This window comes from Acinetobacter sp. S40 (assembly GCF_016624705.1).
GTDB lineage: Bacteria > Pseudomonadota > Gammaproteobacteria > Pseudomonadales > Moraxellaceae > Acinetobacter.
Window position 1 is genome coordinate 69,221 of sequence record NZ_JACVTU010000012.1, and the last position, 19,927, is coordinate 89,147.

At 38.5% G+C, this 19,927-nt stretch carries 17 protein-coding genes and 1 tRNA gene; 10 read left to right on the forward strand and 8 right to left on the reverse strand.

Annotated elements, in window-relative coordinates; genetic code table 11:
* Nucleotides 1–25: 25 nt before the first annotated feature.
* Nucleotides 26–562 carry a YaeQ family protein gene (locus IAE19_RS13285; RefSeq protein WP_200461397.1) on the reverse strand — a complete coding sequence of 179 codons (537 nt, stop codon included), beginning with the start codon at nucleotides 560–562 and terminating at the stop codon, nucleotides 26–28.
* A gap of 191 nt (nucleotides 563–753) precedes the next feature.
* Here IAE19_RS13285 and dctA point away from each other — a divergent pair, with 191 nt between their 5' ends.
* Nucleotides 754–2,013 carry a C4-dicarboxylate transporter DctA gene (gene dctA, locus IAE19_RS13290; RefSeq protein WP_200461398.1) on the forward strand — a complete coding sequence of 420 codons (1,260 nt, stop codon included), beginning with the start codon at nucleotides 754–756 and terminating at the stop codon, nucleotides 2,011–2,013.
* Nucleotides 2,014–2,039: 26 nt separating this feature from the next.
* Here the strand turns inward: dctA and IAE19_RS13295 are convergent, their stop codons facing one another.
* The gene (locus tag IAE19_RS13295) at nucleotides 2,040–3,038 is read right to left on the reverse strand and encodes a CobW family GTP-binding protein (RefSeq protein ID WP_200461399.1); all 999 of its coding nucleotides are present in this window, start codon (nucleotides 3,036–3,038) and stop codon (nucleotides 2,040–2,042) included.
* A gap of 509 nt (nucleotides 3,039–3,547) precedes the next feature.
* On the opposite strand from IAE19_RS13295, the gene IAE19_RS13300 reads away from it, so the two are divergent.
* A complete protein-coding gene (locus tag IAE19_RS13300) occupies nucleotides 3,548–3,781 on the forward strand; it encodes a hypothetical protein (RefSeq protein ID WP_200461400.1) in 234 nt (77 codons plus the stop codon).
* A gap of 155 nt (nucleotides 3,782–3,936) precedes the next feature.
* Here the strand turns inward: IAE19_RS13300 and IAE19_RS13305 are convergent, their stop codons facing one another.
* Nucleotides 3,937–4,413 carry a type IV secretion protein Rhs gene (locus tag IAE19_RS13305; RefSeq protein ID WP_200461401.1) on the reverse strand — a complete coding sequence of 159 codons (477 nt, stop codon included), beginning with the start codon at nucleotides 4,411–4,413 and terminating at the stop codon, nucleotides 3,937–3,939.
* 265 nt (nucleotides 4,414–4,678) lie between these two features.
* Between IAE19_RS13305 and IAE19_RS13310 the strand changes: the two genes are divergently transcribed.
* Together IAE19_RS13310 and IAE19_RS13315 are read left to right on the forward strand one after the other, a co-directional pair.
* Nucleotides 4,679–6,307, forward strand: coding sequence for an NAD+ synthase (locus IAE19_RS13310; RefSeq protein ID WP_200461402.1), 1,629 nt, complete (start codon nucleotides 4,679–4,681; stop codon nucleotides 6,305–6,307).
* Nucleotides 6,297–7,355 (forward strand): hypothetical protein, encoded by a 1,059-nt coding sequence (locus tag IAE19_RS13315; RefSeq protein ID WP_200461403.1) that lies wholly within the window; start codon nucleotides 6,297–6,299, stop codon nucleotides 7,353–7,355. The genes IAE19_RS13310 and IAE19_RS13315 overlap by 11 nt, the downstream gene beginning before the upstream one ends.
* A gap of 117 nt (nucleotides 7,356–7,472) precedes the next feature.
* On the opposite strand, the gene IAE19_RS13320 is transcribed toward IAE19_RS13315, so the two are convergent.
* A tRNA-Met gene (locus IAE19_RS13320) sits at nucleotides 7,473–7,549 on the reverse strand.
* A gap of 376 nt (nucleotides 7,550–7,925) precedes the next feature.
* On the opposite strand from IAE19_RS13320, the gene IAE19_RS13325 reads away from it, so the two are divergent.
* Complete coding sequence (locus tag IAE19_RS13325; protein WP_200461404.1) at nucleotides 7,926–8,612, forward strand: superoxide dismutase; 687 nt, start codon at nucleotides 7,926–7,928, stop codon at nucleotides 8,610–8,612.
* 55 nt (nucleotides 8,613–8,667) lie between these two features.
* Here the strand turns inward: IAE19_RS13325 and IAE19_RS13330 are convergent, their stop codons facing one another.
* Both IAE19_RS13330 and lysS read right to left on the reverse strand, forming a co-directional pair.
* On the reverse strand, nucleotides 8,668–10,110 hold the full coding sequence (locus IAE19_RS13330) for a capsule assembly Wzi family protein (protein ID WP_200461405.1): 1,443 nt from the start codon (nucleotides 10,108–10,110) through the stop codon (nucleotides 8,668–8,670).
* Between the two features lie 152 nt (nucleotides 10,111–10,262).
* Nucleotides 10,263–11,789, reverse strand: a complete 1,527-nt coding sequence (lysS, locus tag IAE19_RS13335) for a lysine--tRNA ligase (RefSeq protein WP_200461406.1) — start codon at nucleotides 11,787–11,789, stop codon at nucleotides 10,263–10,265.
* Nucleotides 11,790–12,048: 259 nt separating this feature from the next.
* On the opposite strand from lysS, the gene IAE19_RS13340 reads away from it, so the two are divergent.
* Complete coding sequence (locus tag IAE19_RS13340) at nucleotides 12,049–12,552, forward strand: YqiA/YcfP family alpha/beta fold hydrolase (RefSeq protein WP_200461407.1); 504 nt, start codon at nucleotides 12,049–12,051, stop codon at nucleotides 12,550–12,552.
* A gap of 70 nt (nucleotides 12,553–12,622) precedes the next feature.
* Here the strand turns inward: IAE19_RS13340 and IAE19_RS13345 are convergent, their stop codons facing one another.
* Nucleotides 12,623–13,153: an adenine phosphoribosyltransferase gene (locus tag IAE19_RS13345; protein WP_227610944.1), complete on the reverse strand. Its 531-nt coding sequence runs from the start codon at nucleotides 13,151–13,153 to the stop codon at nucleotides 12,623–12,625.
* A gap of 392 nt (nucleotides 13,154–13,545) precedes the next feature.
* Between IAE19_RS13345 and rubA the strand changes: the two genes are divergently transcribed.
* From rubA to oxyR, 4 genes are all read left to right on the forward strand, one after another.
* The gene (gene rubA / locus IAE19_RS13350) at nucleotides 13,546–13,710 is read left to right on the forward strand and encodes a rubredoxin RubA (RefSeq protein ID WP_200461408.1); all 165 of its coding nucleotides are present in this window, start codon (nucleotides 13,546–13,548) and stop codon (nucleotides 13,708–13,710) included.
* An 85-nt stretch (nucleotides 13,711–13,795) separates the two neighbouring features.
* Nucleotides 13,796–14,977 (forward strand): rubredoxin reductase RubB, encoded by a 1,182-nt coding sequence (gene rubB, locus IAE19_RS13355; RefSeq protein WP_200461409.1) that lies wholly within the window; start codon nucleotides 13,796–13,798, stop codon nucleotides 14,975–14,977.
* Nucleotides 14,978–15,036: 59 nt separating this feature from the next.
* Complete coding sequence (gene estB, locus IAE19_RS13360) at nucleotides 15,037–15,981, forward strand: esterase EstB (protein ID WP_200461410.1); 945 nt, start codon at nucleotides 15,037–15,039, stop codon at nucleotides 15,979–15,981.
* A gap of 6 nt (nucleotides 15,982–15,987) precedes the next feature.
* Nucleotides 15,988–16,893: a LysR family transcriptional regulator OxyR gene (gene oxyR, locus IAE19_RS13365; protein ID WP_200461411.1), complete on the forward strand. Its 906-nt coding sequence runs from the start codon at nucleotides 15,988–15,990 to the stop codon at nucleotides 16,891–16,893.
* A gap of 123 nt (nucleotides 16,894–17,016) precedes the next feature.
* Here the strand turns inward: oxyR and IAE19_RS13370 are convergent.
* Nucleotides 17,017–19,927: Ig-like domain-containing protein (locus IAE19_RS13370; protein WP_200461412.1), on the reverse strand; the 2,911-nt coding region annotated here is incomplete at its 5' end.

Below are 19,927 nucleotides of genomic sequence, written 5' to 3' on the forward strand. Positions count from 1 at the left end.
AATAGGTTTGTTTTGCTTGCTAAAATTATAGCGTTTGTAACGGTGTCCACTGAATCACGACTTGTGCCTGATCACCAATAAGTGTCCATTCACCATCCATCACATTAAGTTGGAGTTGCATAGTCCGTTGGCATAGCGGTTCAAGTTGCGCAGAACTATCTGCAGAAATTTGCCAGACTTCAACATTTTCAAGGGTTTTAATTTTGCTATTTCTTTTCCACCAATCATTTACTTGCGAGCCATAAGCAATTACTGCAACATGTTTACAACGTGCGGCTGCTTTTTTCACTTTGTCTTCTGAAGGTAAGCCAATTTCAATCCATTGCTGAAGCTGTCCTGTTAAATCCTTTTTCCATAAAGCAGGCTCATCACTTTCAAATAAATCTTTGGTAAATTCAAGCCGTTCATCTGCATAACGAGCAAACGCAACTATACGAACCATTAAACGCTCTAAAGTTTCAGAAGGATGCAAAGCTAAAGTGAGTTGATAATCCCCATATTGATGTTGATCCATATCTGCAATGTTCAAGTCTGCTTTATAAATCGTTGCTTTGAGCGCCATAATAAAACTGTCCATTTTCAATGGGCGCTAGCATACCTGATTTTCTAGATCAGATTGAAGTCATCGTATCTGTCTATTCATATTTCTTATCATTTTATTCTCTCTATCACTCAGATGATTTCTATTGTTGTTTTCAAAACTGGCGAGCTTTTTGCAAGGTTCGGGGGATTTCTCAATGATGAACATGTAAGATGTGGCAAAAAATCAAATCCAGTCTCTTTATTCAGGTCATTATCGCCTTAATTTTAGGTATCCTGATTGGCATCAGTTTTCATGATTTCTCTTTAAATTTAAAACCTTTAGGTGATGGATTTATTTCCCTGATAAAAATGCTGATTGCACCGATCGTATTTTGTGTAGTGGTACTGGGGATTTATGGGGCAAGTGATATTAAGAAAATGGGGAAAGTTGGTGCAAAAACGATTCTTTATTTTGAAATTGTCACCACTCTAGCGCTGATTCTGGGAATCGCTGTCGCCTATATATTCAAACCAGGTACAGGAATGAATATTGACATCGGCCAACTCGATAGCAAAGACCTCAGCACCTATACTGAACGCGCTCATGCCATTAGTTCTGGTTCAGATTTTATTTTACATATTATCCCTAAGACCTTATTTGGTGCATTTACAGATGGAGATATCCTTCAAGTTTTATTGATTGCAATTTTATTTGGAGTCAGTCTATTGCTTATTCCAAAACAATTTTCAACTCTGGTCTGTCAATCTATCGAAGCTTTTTCTGAAGTGCTTTTTAAGATGATGGGGCTCATTATTCGACTTGCACCTTTGGGCGTTTTAGGTTCAGTAGCGTATACCACAGCAAAATTTGGACTAGACTCCCTGATACAACTGGGCTATCTGGTAATTTTGTTTTACCTCACCTGTATAGTCTTTGTCGTGGGAATTTTAGGTTTTATTCTTAAATTGACAAGTTTAAATATCTTCAAATTTTTAAACTATTTCAAAGATGAATTATCTATTGTTTTAGGCACGGCTTCTTCTGATTCGGTTTTGCCACAAATCATGAAAAAACTGAAAGCACTGGGGATTAAAGACTCAACGGTAGGTTTGGTCATTCCAACCGGTTATTCTTTTAATCTGGATGGATTTTCCATTTATTTAACCTTAGGCGTTATTTTTATCGCACAAGCCTGCAATATTGATCTTTCCATCCATGACTTACTTGCTATTTTGCTGGTTTCATTGGTCACATCTAAAGGAGCACACGGAATTCCAGGTTCTGCTTTAGTAATTTTAGCAGCAACTTTATCCGTTATCCCAAGTTTACCTGCGATTGGGCTAGTTCTTTTGCTTTCCGTAGACTGGTTTATCGGAATTGTACGTGCTTGTACTAACCTGATTGGAAACTGCGTAGCCACTGTGGTCATAGCACACTGGGAAAAAGATATTGACCATGCACAGGCTAAAACTGTTTTAGATCAAAAATAATTTAAAATAACAAGATAGGAACCCAATCAGGTTTCTATCCTTGCCGCCAACAAATCCGTTTCAAGCTTGAGCCAGTTGTGTTCGTGCTGGCTAATCATTTCAATTCTATTATCAATATTTTCTTCACCAGTTTTATAATTAAATTGATGCGGATTGCAGTTGAAATACATCCAGCCCTGATTGGTATGAAAAATAGCTTTTATACGCAACCAATTTTGCTGTTCACATAAGACATCCAGCAATTGTTCAAAATTAAATGTCCAACGACGTGGCAATTTCCAACCCGCTACAATATAACCTTGTGCATGCTCTACATAATGATAAGGTAGCTCTTTGATTTCTGATCTTTCTTCTGAAATCGAATGCTGTCTTTGTTGTATCAATAAAGGCTGGATTTTACGCTCATGCATGACGTGTGCCAGATCAATCTGTTTTAATTCAAGCTCACCATGCGCAACCTTTAGCCAATGTTGCTGGTAAACCTCGTATTCTTGCTGAAGTTGCAATAGTGCCTGATCGTCTTCAAACGTCATTACATCTATATGGGAAATGACGATAATTTCCGCAGCCTTGATCTGATCTTCATACAAATTGTGTTTAACCCACTCCGTTTCGTGTAAGCGGCTGCCATCGACGACTGTAACCAACGCCCGCATATCCAGACTGCTTTGCCAGTGAGGTTCTGTTAATTGTTCTATCAATTGTGCTGGATGCCCTAACCCTGTCGGTTCTATAAATAAACGGTCGGGTTTTGACTCTGAAAGCAAACGTGCCAATGCGATATGTAAGGGTAATTGGCTACTGCAACACATGCATCCACCCAGTAACTCTTTTATTTCAAAGCCCTGCTCTTGAGGCAATAGTTGCTGGTCAATTCCAATTTGACCAAACTCATTCATTAATATTGCCCAAACCTCATGTTCAGGCTTTTGTTGAAGTAAATACTGCAATAGGGTGGTTTTTCCCGCACCCAAAAATCCTGAAATGATATGCGTAGGGACACTTTTAGAATTAATGATTTTCACGTTAAACTCAACTTATCAATCGCGAGAACAAATAAAAATTTAGTAGATAAAATCTAGCAACTGCCTCTATCTTATTATGGATTTTAAATATCCACAGTATGCTTGCATAATCTTTTTACACTCATTATTGTGATAAACAGCACACTCATAATCTGGAAAAACATCATTAAAAACCTTAACCAACGAAATATCCAATAAGCATGAAGAATGCATCAACTTGCCTATGTAAAGCTAAGTAATTTTTTTGATCATTTTTCAACCATTAAGAAATAAATCCATACAGTTTATAGAGAATGAAATCATGTGATTTTTACAATAAAAGTACACTCCATGCAGCATTGTGTTTTTTATGTAACCTTCTACGTTAAGCATTGTTTCATTCATTGCCGACTAAGAATAGAGCTTCTAGGATGACTACCAAGCAAACAAGCAATTGTCTACGTTAGATGATTCAACTTTGCTTCTGATGCAAAACATCAGTTATTTAATTAAATAAAAGGATGCCTCCAATGAAATTAGTTAAAATCTTACTTGCTTCAACATTTACTTTAGCTGCTGCAACAACTTTTGCTGCTAAAGCAGACCACGCGAATGAACAGGAAAAGGTCGTCGTATCTACTCAGGAATCTCCTGCAACTGCATCTCCTGAATCTGCTGCTGGCCAACCAACTTCAGCACAACCAGGTTCTGAAAATGCAGCTGAAGCTCAAGGACAGGGTCAACCTGCACAGCCCGCTCAGTAAATTGACGGACTGTCTCTCTTAACAGCATTTATTTAGGTTTAGATTTCCCAGTTTAAACCGAGCCACAGAGGTTAAATCATTGCTGCGATTTAGCCTCTGTCTTGTTTTAAATTGATTATTTTCTAAAAAATTATCTTAGAATATAGTGAATGACATCAATCATTATGATTTGGCGAACGAGGAATAAAGGGAATACATTCGGCTAGATCACGACAACTTTGTCCTGTATGTAATCGAATAAAATAATCCTGAACCATCTGCGCTTGTTGTTCAATACCATAATGAAGAAACTGCTTGCCTTGCTCGAGTGCATAACGATATTTACGATCAAACAATCCTTGACGAATTAATTTGATTCCCTGTTGAACTTGCCAGACATGAACCAGTTCATGAATAAACCATGATTGCTTCAAAATTGTTTCTTGTGAAAAATCATCAGTCCAGTCGGCTGGATGAAAATAGATATTTCCATTCGGACTAATTGCAAAATGTTTCAAAACCAGTCGATGTGCAATAATCTGAATGTGTTCAAATTGGAGAGATGTACCAAATACACTGATTGCTAATTGCTTTTCAGCTTGAGTCAAAAATCGTTTTTTTACAATCAAATGTCTATTTAAACCGTATATCATATTATTTCTAAACACATCATCATTGCTTTAATATAATGCTATGATCTAGTGCATAGAAAATGTCAATTTGTAAGTATTCCATAATAATATGCAAAAACTTGTCATTTTTTACGCCGAAAAACATTGGATTGGTATATATTATCCACCTTGCGCTTTTACGTTATACGTTAACTTTATTTGTTACCTCATACACAGAGTTGAACAAAAAAAATGATAAATCAACATGTTGTGTATATCTATATATTTAATCTAGGATTAGGTTTGGATGAAAAGTTTTAAAATTGCCCTTGCCCAATTTTCACCGCATATTGGCAATATAGATGCAAATGCTCAAAAAATGATTGAGCAGACTCTTGAAGCAAAAAAACAAAATGCTGATTTAATTATTTTCCCAGAACTTTCAGTGATCGGTTATCCATCGGAAGATTTATTGTTACGTCCAGCACTCGCCAAACGTATCGAGAAAGCCTTTCAAAAACTTGCTGAAGTCAAAGATATCGTCATGGTATTCGGTTTTGTACATTTGACTGAAGAAGGTCAGCGTTACAATTCAGCTGCCGTGATGAAGAATGGTCAAGTCCTCGGAATTTATAATAAACATAATTTACCAAATTACGGCGTGTTTGATGAAAAGCGCTATTTCAATGAGGGTCATCAACATCTTGTTTTTGAATATTTAGGCCATAAATTTGGCGTACTAATTTGTGAAGATATCTGGTCACTCAATACTGTAAAACAAGTCGCACAATTAAATGTTGACAGTATTTTGATTTTAAATGCTTCGCCTTATGAAGTGGGTAAGCCACAACATCGTGTACAAACCCTGACTGAGTTGTCTAAACAATTCAATGTCAATCTGATCTATGTCAATCAGGTGGGCGGACAGGATGATCTGATTTTTGATGGTAGTAGTTTTATTATCAACCATGACAGCAGTCTTGCGCTAAAGGCCCCGAGTTTTAAAGAGGCTCTTTATTTCACCGATTTTAATCCTGAAGACAAAAAGTTTAATGTTGCGGATCCTTCCCCGAATCTGGATGCGATTGCGGAAATCTATCAGGGTCTCGTCATGGCAACCCGTGATTATGTCCAGCGCTCTGGGTTTCCAGGAGTTATTTTAGGCTTATCAGGGGGGATCGATTCAGCATTGACTCTTGCAATTGCGGTAGATGCACTTGGTCCGGATAAAGTGCAGGCAGTCATGATGCCTTATACTTATACTGCACAAATCAGTGTTGAAGATGCTTCTGAACAAGCACGACGTATGGGTGTCACTTTTGGTATCGCTGAGATTCACAATATTGTGAATAGCTTTATGCAAACACTATATCCATTTTTTGGCAATAGCCCAGCCGATGCAACCGAAGAAAACTTGCAAGCTCGTGCGCGTGGTACATTATTAATGGGACTTTCCAATAAATTTGGTAATCTGGTGTTGTCTACAGGCAATAAATCTGAATTAGCAGTGGGTTACTGCACTTTATATGGTGATATGGTCGGTGGCTTTGCAGTCCTCAAAGATGTCTATAAAACCATCGTTTTTGAATTAGCGAAATATCGTAATAGCTTAAGTGATACCCCTGTGATTCCTGAGCGTGTTATTACTCGACCGCCATCAGCAGAATTACGCCCCGATCAAAAAGATCAGGACTCATTGCCTGCGTATGATATTCTCGATGCAATCTTGTATGCTTATATCGAAGAGGATCAAAGCCAAGAAGATATTATTGCCAAAGGCTTTGATAAAGCAGTTGTAGAGAAAGTTGTCCGTCTTGTAGACCGGAATGAATATAAACGTCGTCAGGGAGCGATTGGGCCTCGCATCAGTTCGCGTGCCTTTAGCCGCGAACGCCGCTACCCTATTGTAAATGGTTGGAGACCAGATGACATCTAAGGATCAAATTGTCACGGATCAGACATTATCGCCGAGTGAACAACTTGCCCAAGCACTTTTGCTTGAGCAAGTTGGTTATTTTAAACAACAGCTTACTGGGGAACATTCTTCCCAATATCTTCAGCACATTACGCATCTCATTTTTAATAATGCACAATCTCTAAAACTGGGTCAGGTAGTCGATCTGGATCAACTACAGGCAGTCGTTCAGCGTTATGCACTGGAAATGCAGTTGGGTGCAGGCTTACTTGAATTTATTGGTGAAATTGCTCAAAAAATATATTTATATGCTCTGTCTTCAACAGCTAGTGTTAATGATCTCGTTTCAGATCAACAATTTGAAATCTGGCTATCTAAATTTTTAGAGCTGGATAATGTACGGATATACTTAAATCAGTTTTTAAAAAGTAGTCCTGCCATTCGTCAATTGTGCCATTTTATTGCCACAACCGTTTTACAAAATAAGCTTCCCATATTATTTACGCCTTCGGTTTTCAACAGCTCTTCACATGAACAAGATGAACCCGCATGGAAACGTAAACTGCTGAAATTTTCCAACCTTCAACAACAACGTCTTGAGCAAAAACTGGAAGTCTATCTAGCAGAATTTATTCAGCAACAATTGGCTGAATTAAGCATCCTGACCAATGAAGATCTTGAAATTTTAATTCGTAATATCTGGGATGATGTCAAAGAAAAAACCATTTATCAATACATTTCACAATTAAAACCTATTGATATTGAAGAATTTTTTGTTTTAATTTATGAATACTGGAAAGAATTACGTCAGTCACCGCTGATACAAAACCTGATTTTACATGGAGTCGAAGTATTTTATCGATTTTATGAAAATGAAAGCTTACAAGATTTACTGTTTGGTATTGGATTAACTGAACAAGATATTCAAACTGAAGCTTTGCGTTTTTACCCTAAAGCAATTCTAGCTTTGGATGAGCAAAATTTGTTAGAGCCTTTAATCTTTAACCTGCTGAAACCTTTTTACATACGTTCTGAAACATTGACTATGATTTCTAAACATTTGACTTAATAAAAGACTCAAACCTTGTTTTAAATCAATTATTCTTTGCTACTCATCTCTTCTATGCGCCATTAATAAGATTTATAAATAAAAAAAAGATCATGTAAGGTACATGATCTTTAAAAATGGTGGCTATGACGGGACTTGAACCTGTGACCCCCGCATTATGAGTGCGGTGCTCTAACCAACTGAGCTACATAGCCATAAACTGTGTGCGCATTATCTATAGATCTACGATTTGCGTCAACACCTTTATTTATCATCTGTTCATCAAACACTCAAATACATCAAAATGCATCTTAATATTTAGATTTTAGAAATCTTTTAATTTTAAAACCCCACCAAAATATTGTACATGAGTTGATTAAGAGTCCTTTCAGAATATCAAATTCATCAACGAAAAGACTTATTGTATTTTCAAATGACGCTAAAATTGGAATCTGTAAATTCTTAAAATGAAATTTATTTTTACTGTTCTCATACCAAACTTTATTATATAAATGTAACCAAGAATCATTATCTTTGACAAAACAGCTACTATGTCGTTCTAAAAAAGTTTTATAGATGTAGGACCACATAATGACACGAGCATTCAAAACCACACTCATTCTTCTGACCACATCCATGTTCAGTCTATCTGTTCTGGCCGAATTCAAACAGGCTCCTTTACCTTATGCCAGCAATGCTCTGGAACCTGCCATTGACCAACAAACCATGGAAATCCACTACGGCAAGCACCATAAAGCGTATGTGGATAATCTTAATGCACAAATCAAAACCTATCCCGAATTAGATAAAACAGATCTACTTCAGTTACAAACACAGATTTCCAAATACAATACAGCCGTTCGTAATAATGGCGGGGGCCATTTTAACCATACCTTTTTTTGGGACAGCTTAGCACCGACCAGTAAAACTGGACAGCCAAGTTCAACCTTGTTAAAAAAAATCAATCAGGATTTTGGCTCTTTAGATGCATTTAAGCAAAAGTTTAATGAAGCTGCATCAGGCCGCTTTGGTTCAGGCTGGGCATGGCTAATAGTAACACCAGATGGAAAACTAGCGATTACCTCAACCCCAAATCAGGATAATCCACTTATGGATATCGCTGAGACCAAAGGTGCGCCTTTATTAGCACTAGATGTTTGGGAACATGCTTATTATTTAAAATACCAAAACCGCCGTGCTGACTACATCAAGGCATTTTGGAGTGTGGTGAACTGGAATAAAGTCAATGAACGTTATGCACAAGCACTAAAAAAATAACAGGATAACTCAAAAAATAAGCCTGCGATTGCAGGCTTATTTCAATTTTATAGATTTAAAAACCAAGGCTTTTCCGATCCAGTGGAAACTCAATACCAACTGATGCGCCTGCATCATTTCCATGAACATCCGAGTCACTCACCCAGCCATTAATTTTCAATGGAATATCAGGTTTCAAATAATGCGACCATGTTAAATCCAATGCCTTAATTTCGTCTTTTTCAGGGAATGCCTGATTTATATCCAGATTTGACTGGTTCACTTTTGCAAATAAAATACGCCCACTAATCCGATTCATGATATCGACACGAATATCACCGCCGACCGATACCATTTGACCATCACCACCCATCGCATGTGCTAGAGGGTAGCCATGTTGATAGTAACCATCGGTATAAATATAGTGGTTGTAGGAAATACCCTTTACATCGCCATTGGTGCGAGTATCCGCCCATTCTGCATAAAGTTGGTAAGGCATATTTTTATAAATAGAAGAATAATCGACACCTGCTAAATACATTTTTTTTGATGGCAATTTACCTGCTTCATCTTCACCCACGTATTGTCCATAAATACCTACAGGTACATCTAAAAGTGGTTGTAAATTTAAACGGCCATCGAATCCAGCAATCTGATTTGAACGATCATCATCTCCATCATAAACATTATCATTACCTTTAATGGCATTCCATAAAGAATCCCAACTTTCAGAACGCCCTTCTCCCCCCCATTGTAAGGTTCGAGATGCGCCTAATTCCAAATATGGCAATGGTTGAGCAGTTATACGCAGTCCAAGTAATTTTGCATGAGGCACTGCTTTATAATCATCTAGCTGACCAGCAAAGGCCTGATACTGCCAAGGTCCAATCCATGATAGCCATTTAGTTTCGAAAGCATTTTGTTCTGCCCGCTGCATAGTAACACCATACACAGGACGACTTGCGTCTCCACGAATCAGACTGCCATCATGACCCGGTCCCCACCATGTTGGAATTTGACCCGCAACCACCCATTGGTTCCAGATTTTTCCAGCTAAATACGAGCCTTCGACGTTGACATCATGTCCATTGTCAATCTGTTGATCTTTTTCAGCGTTTACACGAATTTTGGCATCCCAGTTTTCACCACCCGCATTAAACTCAAGTGATCCCTGATATTGGGATTTTTGTTTATCGCCGAATGCCTGAGGAATATTTTTTTGATCAGTTTCAGCAAATAAACCAACCTTAATAGGATGATTATCTGCTTTTAGAGCAGCTCTCACTGAATTGATAACTTTTTCCTGAGTCGTATTGGAAATTCGAGCTTGAGAAAGCGCTCGCTCAATTTCATCACCACTTAACGGCCAAGTCGAAGTGCTAATTTGAATAACACCCTGTTGATTCAACCAGTTAAGATCCGTTCTTAAATTTTGGTCATTGAGCATAAGACCTTGTGCAAATAAAGAAGAAGAGCTTACAGCCAGCATTGCCATTAAAAGTGTTTTTCTCGAAAACATTAGTGTGTCTTTCTCAAGTTTATTTCTCAGCCACACCATAAATTTTTTATCAAAAGTTTGCAATCTTTAAACGTAACATTTACGTTGCATACATATTAACAGGCAAAATAAAACCACTCGAAAGTGGTTTTATTTGAATTTACTCAATCTTATTAATCTTTACGACGCATATGCGGGAATAAAATCACATCGCGAATGCTTGGTGCATTAGCAAATAACATGACCAAACGGTCAATTCCGATGCCTTCACCTGCGGTTGGAGGTAAGCCATATTCCAGAGCTTCAACAAAGTCGGCATCATAATGCATGGCTTCGTCATCCCCTGCATCTTTTTCTGCAACCTGAGCCTGAAAACGTTCAGCTTGATCAATCGGATCATTCAACTCCGAGAAGCCATTGGCAAGTTCACGACCACCGATAAAAAATTCAAAACGATCGGTAATATGTGGATTGTCATCATTACGACGAGCAAGTGGAGACGTTTCTGCTGGGTATTCCGTAATAAATGTTGGCTGACGTAGTTTAGTTTCAACAGTTTCTTCAAATACAATCGTTTGCAATTTACCCAGACCAAAACCAGGTTTTACCTGCTCTTTCAACACATCTCGTGTGAATTTAGCCAAAAATTCACGATCATTTACATTTTCAGGGGTAAATTCTGGGTTATGTTCTAAAATCGCGTCGAACATGGAAATCTTTTTAAAAGGCCCTTTAAAGCTAAACACTTCCTCTTGATACGGAACATCAGTTGTTCCCAAAATATCCAGTGCCAATTTTTCCAGCATATTTTCAGTCAATTGCATCAGGTCTTTATAATCTGCATAGGCCTGATAAAATTCGATCATGGTAAATTCTGGGTTATGACGTGTAGATACACCTTCATTACGGAAGTTACGATTGATCTCAAATACACGCTCAAAACCACCCACGACCAAACGCTTTAAATAAAGCTCAGGCGCGATACGCAAAAATAAAGGCATATCCAACGCATTATGATGAGTTTCAAATGGACGCGCAGAAGCACCACCTGGAATGATATGCATCATTGGGGTTTCTACTTCCATGAAACGTTCATTGGTCAAAAATGCACGAATACCTGCAACGACTTTGGCACGAATTTCAAAAGTTTTACGTGTCTCTTCATTCACGATCAAGTCCAAATAACGTTTACGATATTTGGCTTCAGTATCGGTTAAACCATGAAATTTGTCTGGTAACGGACGCAAAGATTTGGTCAGTAACTCAAAAGCTTCGAGGTGGACATACAAATCGCCTTTGCCTGAACGACCAATATAGCCTTCAGCCGCAATAATATCGCCCAGGTCTAAACTTTTAATAGTTTCAAGCGTTTCCGCTGGTAAACCTTTACGGTCAACATAAAGCTGGATACGACCCGTCATGTCCTGAATCACCATGAACGATCCGCGATTAAGCATGACACGACCAGCAATTTTAACATAAACATGTTCAGCTGCTTCGATCTGTGCTTTATCCAGCTCTTTAAATTGTTCTTGTAAATCAGCTGCGTAATGTTCACGCTTGAAAGTATTAGGCCAAGGGCTTTGGCCGTTTTCCTTGGCATTGTCCTGAATTTGTTTTAACTTGGCATGACGCTGCGCAATTAAATCGTTTTCGGAAATAATGGGTTCAGAAGTCGATTGAGCGTTTTGTTGCGTCATCTCTGCCTCGATTAAGTAAAAAAATGAAGTCGTATAGTTTAGCAGATGTCATCACATTTTCGTATGATTTCTTCTCCTGTATCGTTGAAATTCATGTGAATCCTTTATTTTAAAATTTTGGATAAGCCGCCTTAGACCAAAATCTAAGATTCAATCTCTATACTTCACAGTAAAATATTTAAACATTGACGTGCTTTTAAAATGAATAGCTGAGGACAAGGAGTGACCAGTTTATTCTTGCTACTGGTTTAAATAAAAAATGTTGCAAAATCAATTGAAAATATTATTTTTGCATGGCTTGGACTCTTCTCGTGAATCAACCAAGTTTCATGCCATTCAAAGTACAAACAAGTTTTGTATTGATGTCGATTATCGTAATTTAAACTATGATACTGTTGCAAATTTCTATCAGAATATTATTCAGAGTATTCAGCCCAATATCCTCATTGGACATAGTTTAGGTGGATACTGGGCACTTAAACTTTCCAGTCAATATCAATTGGCAACGATTGTCGCCAACCCGAGTTTAAATCCTCATTTCCGTGATGACTATCCACCCATTTTGCCTGAAGATCTGGATCATGATATTCCAAGACTGGCTTATCTTGAGTTGGGCGATGAAGTGATTGATATGCGTGAAGTTCAATCACAGCTAGAAAACTATATGCTGATTGATGCTGTTGAAGGTGGTCATCATCGTTTAGAGCAGCCTGAAAAGATTAATCATTTGATTGAACATATTCAGAAACAGTATTTTAAATAGGTTCAAACTTTGACTCAAAGAGAATCAGAAAAGCTTAGATTTTCCATTCTCTTTTTTAAAGGTTTAACTTTCACAGAGAATTTACAAATTTATTATTCAGGACATGCCAAACGAGTAAATCTAAATCTGCATGTAAATCGGGTAAATCCAGTAAAATCACAGCACCTAATACCTGATGTCCACATTTTTGACTTAATTGATTGACTGCTTTTAAAGTTCCACCCGTCGCCAGAACATCATCGACCAAGATAACTTTTTGCGCTTCAATTTGAGCTGACATTTCCAATTGATCTGTCCCATATTCCAAGCTATAAACGACACTCTCGACTGGTGGTGGCAATTTTCCAGCCTTACGAACCAAAATCAGACCTCTTTGTAAACGTTGCGCCAATAAGGTTGCCAAGACAAATCCACGTGCTTCAACTGCCACAAAGCTTTCCACTTGTCGTAATTGTTCATCTGGAATGGCCTGAATCAAAGCATCCGTGAGTAGATCGAGTTCCTTCATAAATAAAGGCGTCAAATCATAAAAACAAACGCCTTGTTTAGGAAAATTGGGCACGGTGCGGATATGCGCCCATAAAGTCTGGCTTGAAATCATGGAAATAACTATTCATAGCAGATTGTATATTTATTCTACTCCCTCCCTTTATTTAAGACCAGTCGGAGCTACAAAGCAAAAAAATTGGATATTGAATGAGTTTTTCTACTTATATAAAGAGACTTTAAGTCTTTGTAAAAAATATTATTATCTATTTTTTTAATCTCTACGGATTGGCAGCATTGCCCAAATAACCCCACTTTTGTCCCAAGCTGCCATTCCGCTTTTATTCTGAATGATTAAACTCCTTTATTTGCTTTACTTAGAAGTAGAACTGCGTAAAAATCAGAAACTGAATAGACTCCTTTGTGTTTATTATCAGAATCTATATCAAAGAATGGATCAGTTTTACGACAGGCCGCTGAAGCGAACTTATCGGGTTGGAGAATCAAATGAAAAAATATCAATGCATCGTATGTGGATGGATCTATGACGAGTCAGAAGGCTGGCCACAAGACGGCATTGCACCGGGGACAAAATGGGAAGATATCCCAGATGATTGGACTTGCCCTGATTGTGGCGTTTCAAAAGCTGATTTTGAAATGATCGAAATCTAAGATGTTTTACCAAGACCATGCTACATTCATGGTCTTTTTTATACTTAAACCACCACTATAATTTACTGTGAATGGAGAATACGCAATGCATCCTATCGTCATCATCGGATCAGGCATGGCAGGTTATACTTTGGCTCGAGAGTTTAGGAAATTAAACCCAGAGCATGAACTTCTCATGATTTGTGCTGACGATGCAGTAAATTATGCCAAACCCACATTATCAAATGCACTTGTAGGCAATAAAGCGCCCGAGCAAATTCCATTAGGTGATGCTGAGAAAATGTCGACCCAGCTCAATATGAAAATTCAAAGCTTTACTTGGGTCAAAGAAATCCATACGGATCGACATGAATTGGTCACAGAAAAGGATGGACACCAACACATTCAACCTTATTCAAAATTAGTTTTAGCTGTTGGAGCAAATCCGATTCGCTTAGCTATTGCAGGTGATGGTAGTGATGATATCCATGTGGTTAATTCACTGATTGATTATCGTGCTTTTCGTGAAAATCTAGCACAATGTAATGACAAACGTGTCGTGATTTTGGGTGCGGGACTCATCGGTTGTGAATTTGCAAATGATCTGCAAAATACAGGTCATGAAGTGACCGTCATTGATCTATCTCCTCGTCCTTTAGGTCGGTTACTACCAGCACATGTTGCTGAGGCTTTTCAACAGAATCTTGAAGAAAGTGGCATTCATTTTGTACTTTCTACAACAGTTGAAAAAGTCACCAAGATTAATAACGGACAAGACTATGCTGTCACACTTGCCAATGGTCAGACCTTGGTCGCAGATATTGTCCTTTCAGCGATTGGTTTGCAGCCTAATATTTCATTGGCCAAAACCGCAGATATTCAAACCAGTCGAGGTGTGATTACCAACAGTTTATTGGAAACAAATCAAACTGATGTTTTTGCAATTGGAGACTGTGCAGAGGTAAATGGAACTCTTTTACCTTATGTCATGCCCATTATGCAGCAAGCCCGTGCGTTGGCCAAAACATTGAGTGGCCAAACCACCCATGTACATTATCCTGCTATGCCTGTTGCAGTTAAAACGCCTGCTGCACCACTCACCGTACTTTCTGCGCCTGTAGATGTTGAAGTCAGTTGGGAAACAGAAGAGCTTGAAGATGGTATGCTTGCCAAAGCAGCTGATGGCGAGGGTACCTTAAGAGGTTTCGTCTTGCTTGGCCCTACCGCAGCAAAACAGCGTTTAACTCTGACAAAACTCGTTCCAGACTTGATTCCAGCTCAAGTTTAAGGTTTAAATAATCCTAGGCATTTATTTCCTTAAATGCCTTTGGGGGAATGAAAAGAAAAATGAATAACGCATTGGAATTTAAAGTTTCACCTTACACGTCATTTATGCATGAAACCAAAGTCAAGCTAACTAATGGGCTTGAACTGCATGTCGAAGTAGGTGGAAATCCTGAACACCCCACTATTGTTCTCATTATGGGTTTGGGGGCACAAATGCTGTTCTGGCCTGATTTCTTTTGTAAATCCCTGATTGATCAAGGCTTTCATGTTGTTCGTTTTGATAACCGAGATATTGGTCTTTCTTCAAAAGTTCGTCATAAAGGCAAACGCTTGAATACTATTAAGCTTATGGGACGGTTTGCACTAGGGCTAGGTAATCAGGGGGCTCCTTATACCCTCTATGATATGGCCGAAGACGTTTCAATGCTGATTGATGAATTGGGGCTTGGTAAGGTCTATGTTATTGGCGCCTCTATGGGCGGTATGATTGCTCAGATTGTTGCTGCAAAATATCCTGAAAAAGTAGAAAAATTAGGATTACTCTTTACCAGTAATAATCAGGCATTGCTTCCTCCCCCATTTCCCAAACAACTCTTTAGTCTGATTGGTAAGCCCAAATCCAATGATGAAGATGGTATTATTAGTCATAGTTTAAAACTCTATGACATTATTGGCTCACCCGGCTATGTCAATCAGATGGAAGCCATGCAAACTGCGCGTAAACTGTATCAACGGAATTATCACCCAGCGGGTGTACTTCAACAGTTTTTAGCAATATTATGTACAGGTTCATTGTTACAACTGGATAAACAGATCTCACAACCTACTTTTGTGGTACATGGTTCTAGAGATCGATTACTTCCACCCAGCCATGGCAAGGCTGTTGCAAAAGCAATTCCCGGTGCTAAGTTTGAATTAATTGAAGGAATGGGGCATGATATCCCCGCTCACTTTATTCCTCAACTTAGCGGTTTATTTGCAAACCACTTTAGATCATCACATTAGGACACTATGGCTGCATTACCATCATTAAGACAGCTATCTTACTTAGTTACGCTGTCGGAAACGTTGCATTTTACAGAAGCAGCACGCCGTTCTTTCGTCACTCAATCGACTTTGTCGGGCGGGATTATGGAACTTGAGCGTTTGCTAGGTGGCGTATTGGTTGAACGTGATCGTCAAAATGTACGTTTAACTCCGCTTGGTGAACAGGTGGTTGCGCGAGCGCGTGTCTTATTGGCAGATGCTCAGGATTTAATGCGCTTAAGCCGTGAAATGAGCGAGCCTCTCACTGGGGATCTTCATTTGGGGATTATTCCCACCATTGCGCCATTCATTTTGACACCACTGCTTGAAGAAGTGCATAAGCAGCTTCCTAAAATTCAGCTACATTTACATGAAGCACAGAGTGAAAAGATTGTAGAACGTCTTGAACACGGTAATCTGGATATGGTGGTATTGGCGCTACCCTTTGATACCCGTGGTTTAAAAGTTTCTGAGGTGGTCAAAGAAGATTTATATCTTGTCTGTAATAAACATGATAAACATTCATTAAATGCTCAATCCTTGGATGATCTGGATTTATCACGTTTAATGCTTCTGGAAGAAGGCCATTGTTTACGTGATCATGCCTTAAGTGCCTGCCCAATTGGGGAGCGTAAAAATGACAATCGCCTCAAAGCCAGCTCACTACCTACTTTGATTGAAATGGTATCTTCAAACTTAGGGTTTACCTTATTACCTGCTATCGCGATTGAAACGCACATGTTAAAAGGGAATGATGAGTTAGTGATTAAACCACTTCAGGATGCTCCTAGTCGAATACTGGCCCTGATTACTCGTAAAAGTACACCGCTACAAAGTGAGTTTGATGTGATTCTAAATATTTTGAAAAAAATTACATCGAATCTAAATTAGAGTTTCTATTTAAAAGAGTTTTTGTAAGATACAAAAACTCTTTTTTTATGGCTTAGTAGTTAATATTTATTCATCATAATAAAAGCGGATATATGATCCGCTTTTATTGCATTGCTCTATAACTTAGAAAATAATTTGTTGATTATGTAATAAATCATCAATGGTTAGATTGGCATGCGTTTCATTGGTCTGAAAAGTAAGTGTAAGTAAGGTTTCAGATTGATATGATCCAGCTGTACCATCTCGATCAACATTGAGCTTATAAGAAGTATCGCTCACTTTAACCAAACTTAAATAATCATTGACATTTCCAGCGTTGGCAGAAGAATCCAACAACTCTGAGACATTAATTTTATCCGCATTTTGATCCGTAGTGACATTTCCAACATGGAAATCTGTCCACGTATCTAACCCGCTATGGCCGCCTAAATTAGCTTTAGATAACGAATCATTTTGACTATTTGTGAGTAAATCATAGAAAACCGTATCTGAACCTAAACCACCAGTGAATGTATTGTGTCCAGCACCGCCATTGAGATAATCATTTCCTGCACCTCCATTCAAAATATCGTTTCCAGCGCCGCCTCGAAGGATGTCGTTAGCAGACCCTCCAGTTAATGTATCATTGCCCGCATATCCATAAATATGTTGAGATAATGTGGATGTACTAAAATTCAAAATATCATCACTTGAACTACCTTCATGAATATAAGTTGAATTTTGTCCTCCCAATAGATTATCCAGAATACTTACATTTAATAAACTTCCTAAACTATCTGTCCCTGTATTTCCTTTCTGATCAGTAGCTTCTATTTGAAGTCCATTTAGTACATTTATATTTAATAATGAGGACAATAATTGAGTAATATTTACTGAACTCTGTGGTGCTAGATGCACTGTACCCAGAAACTCCAACATGCTCTGATTATCAACAGCTTGTCCAGCTTCAGTTGATTCAATCGTAATACTTGAAGGACTTGTTTGTAACAATCCTGCATTCAAGACACTGTTACCATCAACATGGGAAATTTTTAGACCCAGTTCATTGGCAAGCTCCTGTGAAAAATCAAATTTTAAGGCCACCAATCCAACAAATACGGTTTGACTAATTTTAACTTTAACCAAATCATCATTCACATCTGCAGCGACAAAAACTTGTTTATTTAAATCTATCAGCCCCGTAACATCTGCTCCCACTAAACCTAACAGTGCGTTTGAGTTTGCTACAGCAATAGGTGCCGCTTGTCCTGTTACGTTAAGCGTAAATGTTGAATTTGTCTGATTTCCTGCAACATCACTCGCGCTAATTGCCCAAGTATGTTGAATACCTGTCGCAGATGAGGTCAATGCGTTTGTTGGCGTGTAACTCCAATTTCCGCTCGCGTCAACATTTACTGTTACTGGTGTTCCACCATCCTGAACAATGCTAATCGTGGTATTAGGCTCTCCTTTCCCATAAAGTGTTGGTGTTGAGTCATCTGTAGTTGCCCCAGAATATAAATTACTTTGCGACACACCTACATTGTCCTGTGCACCCAAGATACTGAGTAAAGGAGGGGTTGTATCTACTGTAACTGCACCTAAATTGGTTATTGCGCTGGTATTACCTGCACTATCAGTTTGGCGAACCTCTACGCTAGCATAAACACCTTCATTTAGCGTAAAGCTTGAACCAGTACCCTGTTGCCAACTGCCACCATTTACACGGTATTCCCATGTCGCATTTTGCTCTAAACCGCTGACATTTATAGTTCCATTATTTGTAATATGATCCGTATTACTCGTTCCAGTATCTGTAGCTAGATTTAAAGTTAGACTAGCTGCAGTTTTGTCATCAATATTTATGGTTAAAGTTGCTTGATCTGAGCTAATACCATTAGATAACGTATAGGTAAATACATCGGTTTTTCCTACAGATGTTGCATCTCCATAGGCATTATAAGTATAAGTACCATCCGCTTTTATAGTTAATGTGCCATATTTTCCAGCAATCGTAACATCTGTGTTAGTGGATGGAACCGATTGCTGAATCCCATCACTATTTTGGATTGCAGTCACAAAATCGCCCTGATTTGGTACATCATTTGTGATCACATTGCCAGAAGCACTTTCTACCGCAAAATCAGTTTCAGTGAGTGTTGTAGTGATAGTCGTGGTTTGAAGCAGCGTCAAGGTATTGCTTAAAAGGGCTTGAGCAACATCTGAAATAATTGTATCTGCTAAACCCGTAAAACCTACAGCGCTTAATACATTGACTATAGGATTTACAAGTTGATCAACACCAAGCCCATTAAGTGTACCTAAAATAGGAGTAAGTAAATCGACCGCAAGTGTACCAAGTACAGGACCCAATGCATTTGATAGAGCATTTAAAATAACTGTTTGATTATCGGCTCCAATGATTACGCCAGAATTTCCTAAATCTTGTAAGGATATTCCATTCTCATCGGCATCAAGTAAATTAGTTAACGTGCTAGAATCATTTCTTACCACAACATAATAACTACCAGGTAATAAACCATCGATCGTTGCGGTTAAAGTGTTATCACCTGTTAGACCCAATACTGGGAGACCAACCACATCCCCTAACAAAGAGTTTTGCGTCACAGCTGAATAAACAATATTTCCATTACTATCTATAACATCTAGACGAAATGCATCTGCTACTGCAACAAGGGCAGTTTGACTAATCTCAATTTTCAATGAACCAGATTGATCAGGAGCAACGGTAACTGATGCACTATTGTCTGTGTTATAAGTTGATTCCAATAGCCCCAAGACCTGTGTATCACTATCCACTACTGGTGCATAAGTAATCGAAGTCTGACTGACAATATCTAGATTAACTGTGTCATTAACAGCATCAACTGTTTCTAATGTATAAACTTTGTCCTGTGTCACCACGCCCACGTTGCCCGCGGCATCGCTGGCACTGACGCTGACGTTGATGGTTTTGTCTGCATCGGCCACCAGTTCACTGCCAGCAACACTGATGCTCCACGTTCCGCCGGTTTGTACGGTGGTCGGAATGTCG

Excerpts from the sequence above, each read along its gene's own strand:
- IAE19_RS13285 (WP_200461397.1), bottom strand. The coding sequence starts at position 562 with ATGGCGCTCAAAGCAACGATTTATAAAGCAGACTTGAACATTGCAGAT.
- dctA (WP_200461398.1), top strand. The coding sequence starts at position 754 with ATGTGGCAAAAAATCAAATCCAGTCTCTTTATTCAGGTCATTATCGCC.
- IAE19_RS13300 (WP_200461400.1), top strand. The coding sequence starts at position 3,548 with ATGAAATTAGTTAAAATCTTACTTGCTTCAACATTTACTTTAGCTGCT.
- IAE19_RS13305 (WP_200461401.1), bottom strand. The coding sequence starts at position 4,413 with ATGATATACGGTTTAAATAGACATTTGATTGTAAAAAAACGATTTTTG.
- IAE19_RS13310 (WP_200461402.1), top strand. The coding sequence starts at position 4,679 with ATGAAAAGTTTTAAAATTGCCCTTGCCCAATTTTCACCGCATATTGGC.
- IAE19_RS13315 (WP_200461403.1), top strand. The coding sequence starts at position 6,297 with ATGACATCTAAGGATCAAATTGTCACGGATCAGACATTATCGCCGAGT.
- IAE19_RS13325 (WP_200461404.1), top strand. The coding sequence starts at position 7,926 with ATGACACGAGCATTCAAAACCACACTCATTCTTCTGACCACATCCATG.
- IAE19_RS13330 (WP_200461405.1), bottom strand. The coding sequence starts at position 10,110 with ATGTTTTCGAGAAAAACACTTTTAATGGCAATGCTGGCTGTAAGCTCT.
- lysS (WP_200461406.1), bottom strand. The coding sequence starts at position 11,789 with ATGACGCAACAAAACGCTCAATCGACTTCTGAACCCATTATTTCCGAA.
- IAE19_RS13340 (WP_200461407.1), top strand. The coding sequence starts at position 12,049 with ATGTTGCAAAATCAATTGAAAATATTATTTTTGCATGGCTTGGACTCT.
- IAE19_RS13345 (WP_227610944.1), bottom strand. The coding sequence starts at position 13,153 with ATGATTTCAAGCCAGACTTTATGGGCGCATATCCGCACCGTGCCCAAT.
- rubA (WP_200461408.1), top strand. The coding sequence starts at position 13,546 with ATGAAAAAATATCAATGCATCGTATGTGGATGGATCTATGACGAGTCA.
- rubB (WP_200461409.1), top strand. The coding sequence starts at position 13,796 with ATGCATCCTATCGTCATCATCGGATCAGGCATGGCAGGTTATACTTTG.
- estB (WP_200461410.1), top strand. The coding sequence starts at position 15,037 with ATGAATAACGCATTGGAATTTAAAGTTTCACCTTACACGTCATTTATG.
- oxyR (WP_200461411.1), top strand. The coding sequence starts at position 15,988 with ATGGCTGCATTACCATCATTAAGACAGCTATCTTACTTAGTTACGCTG.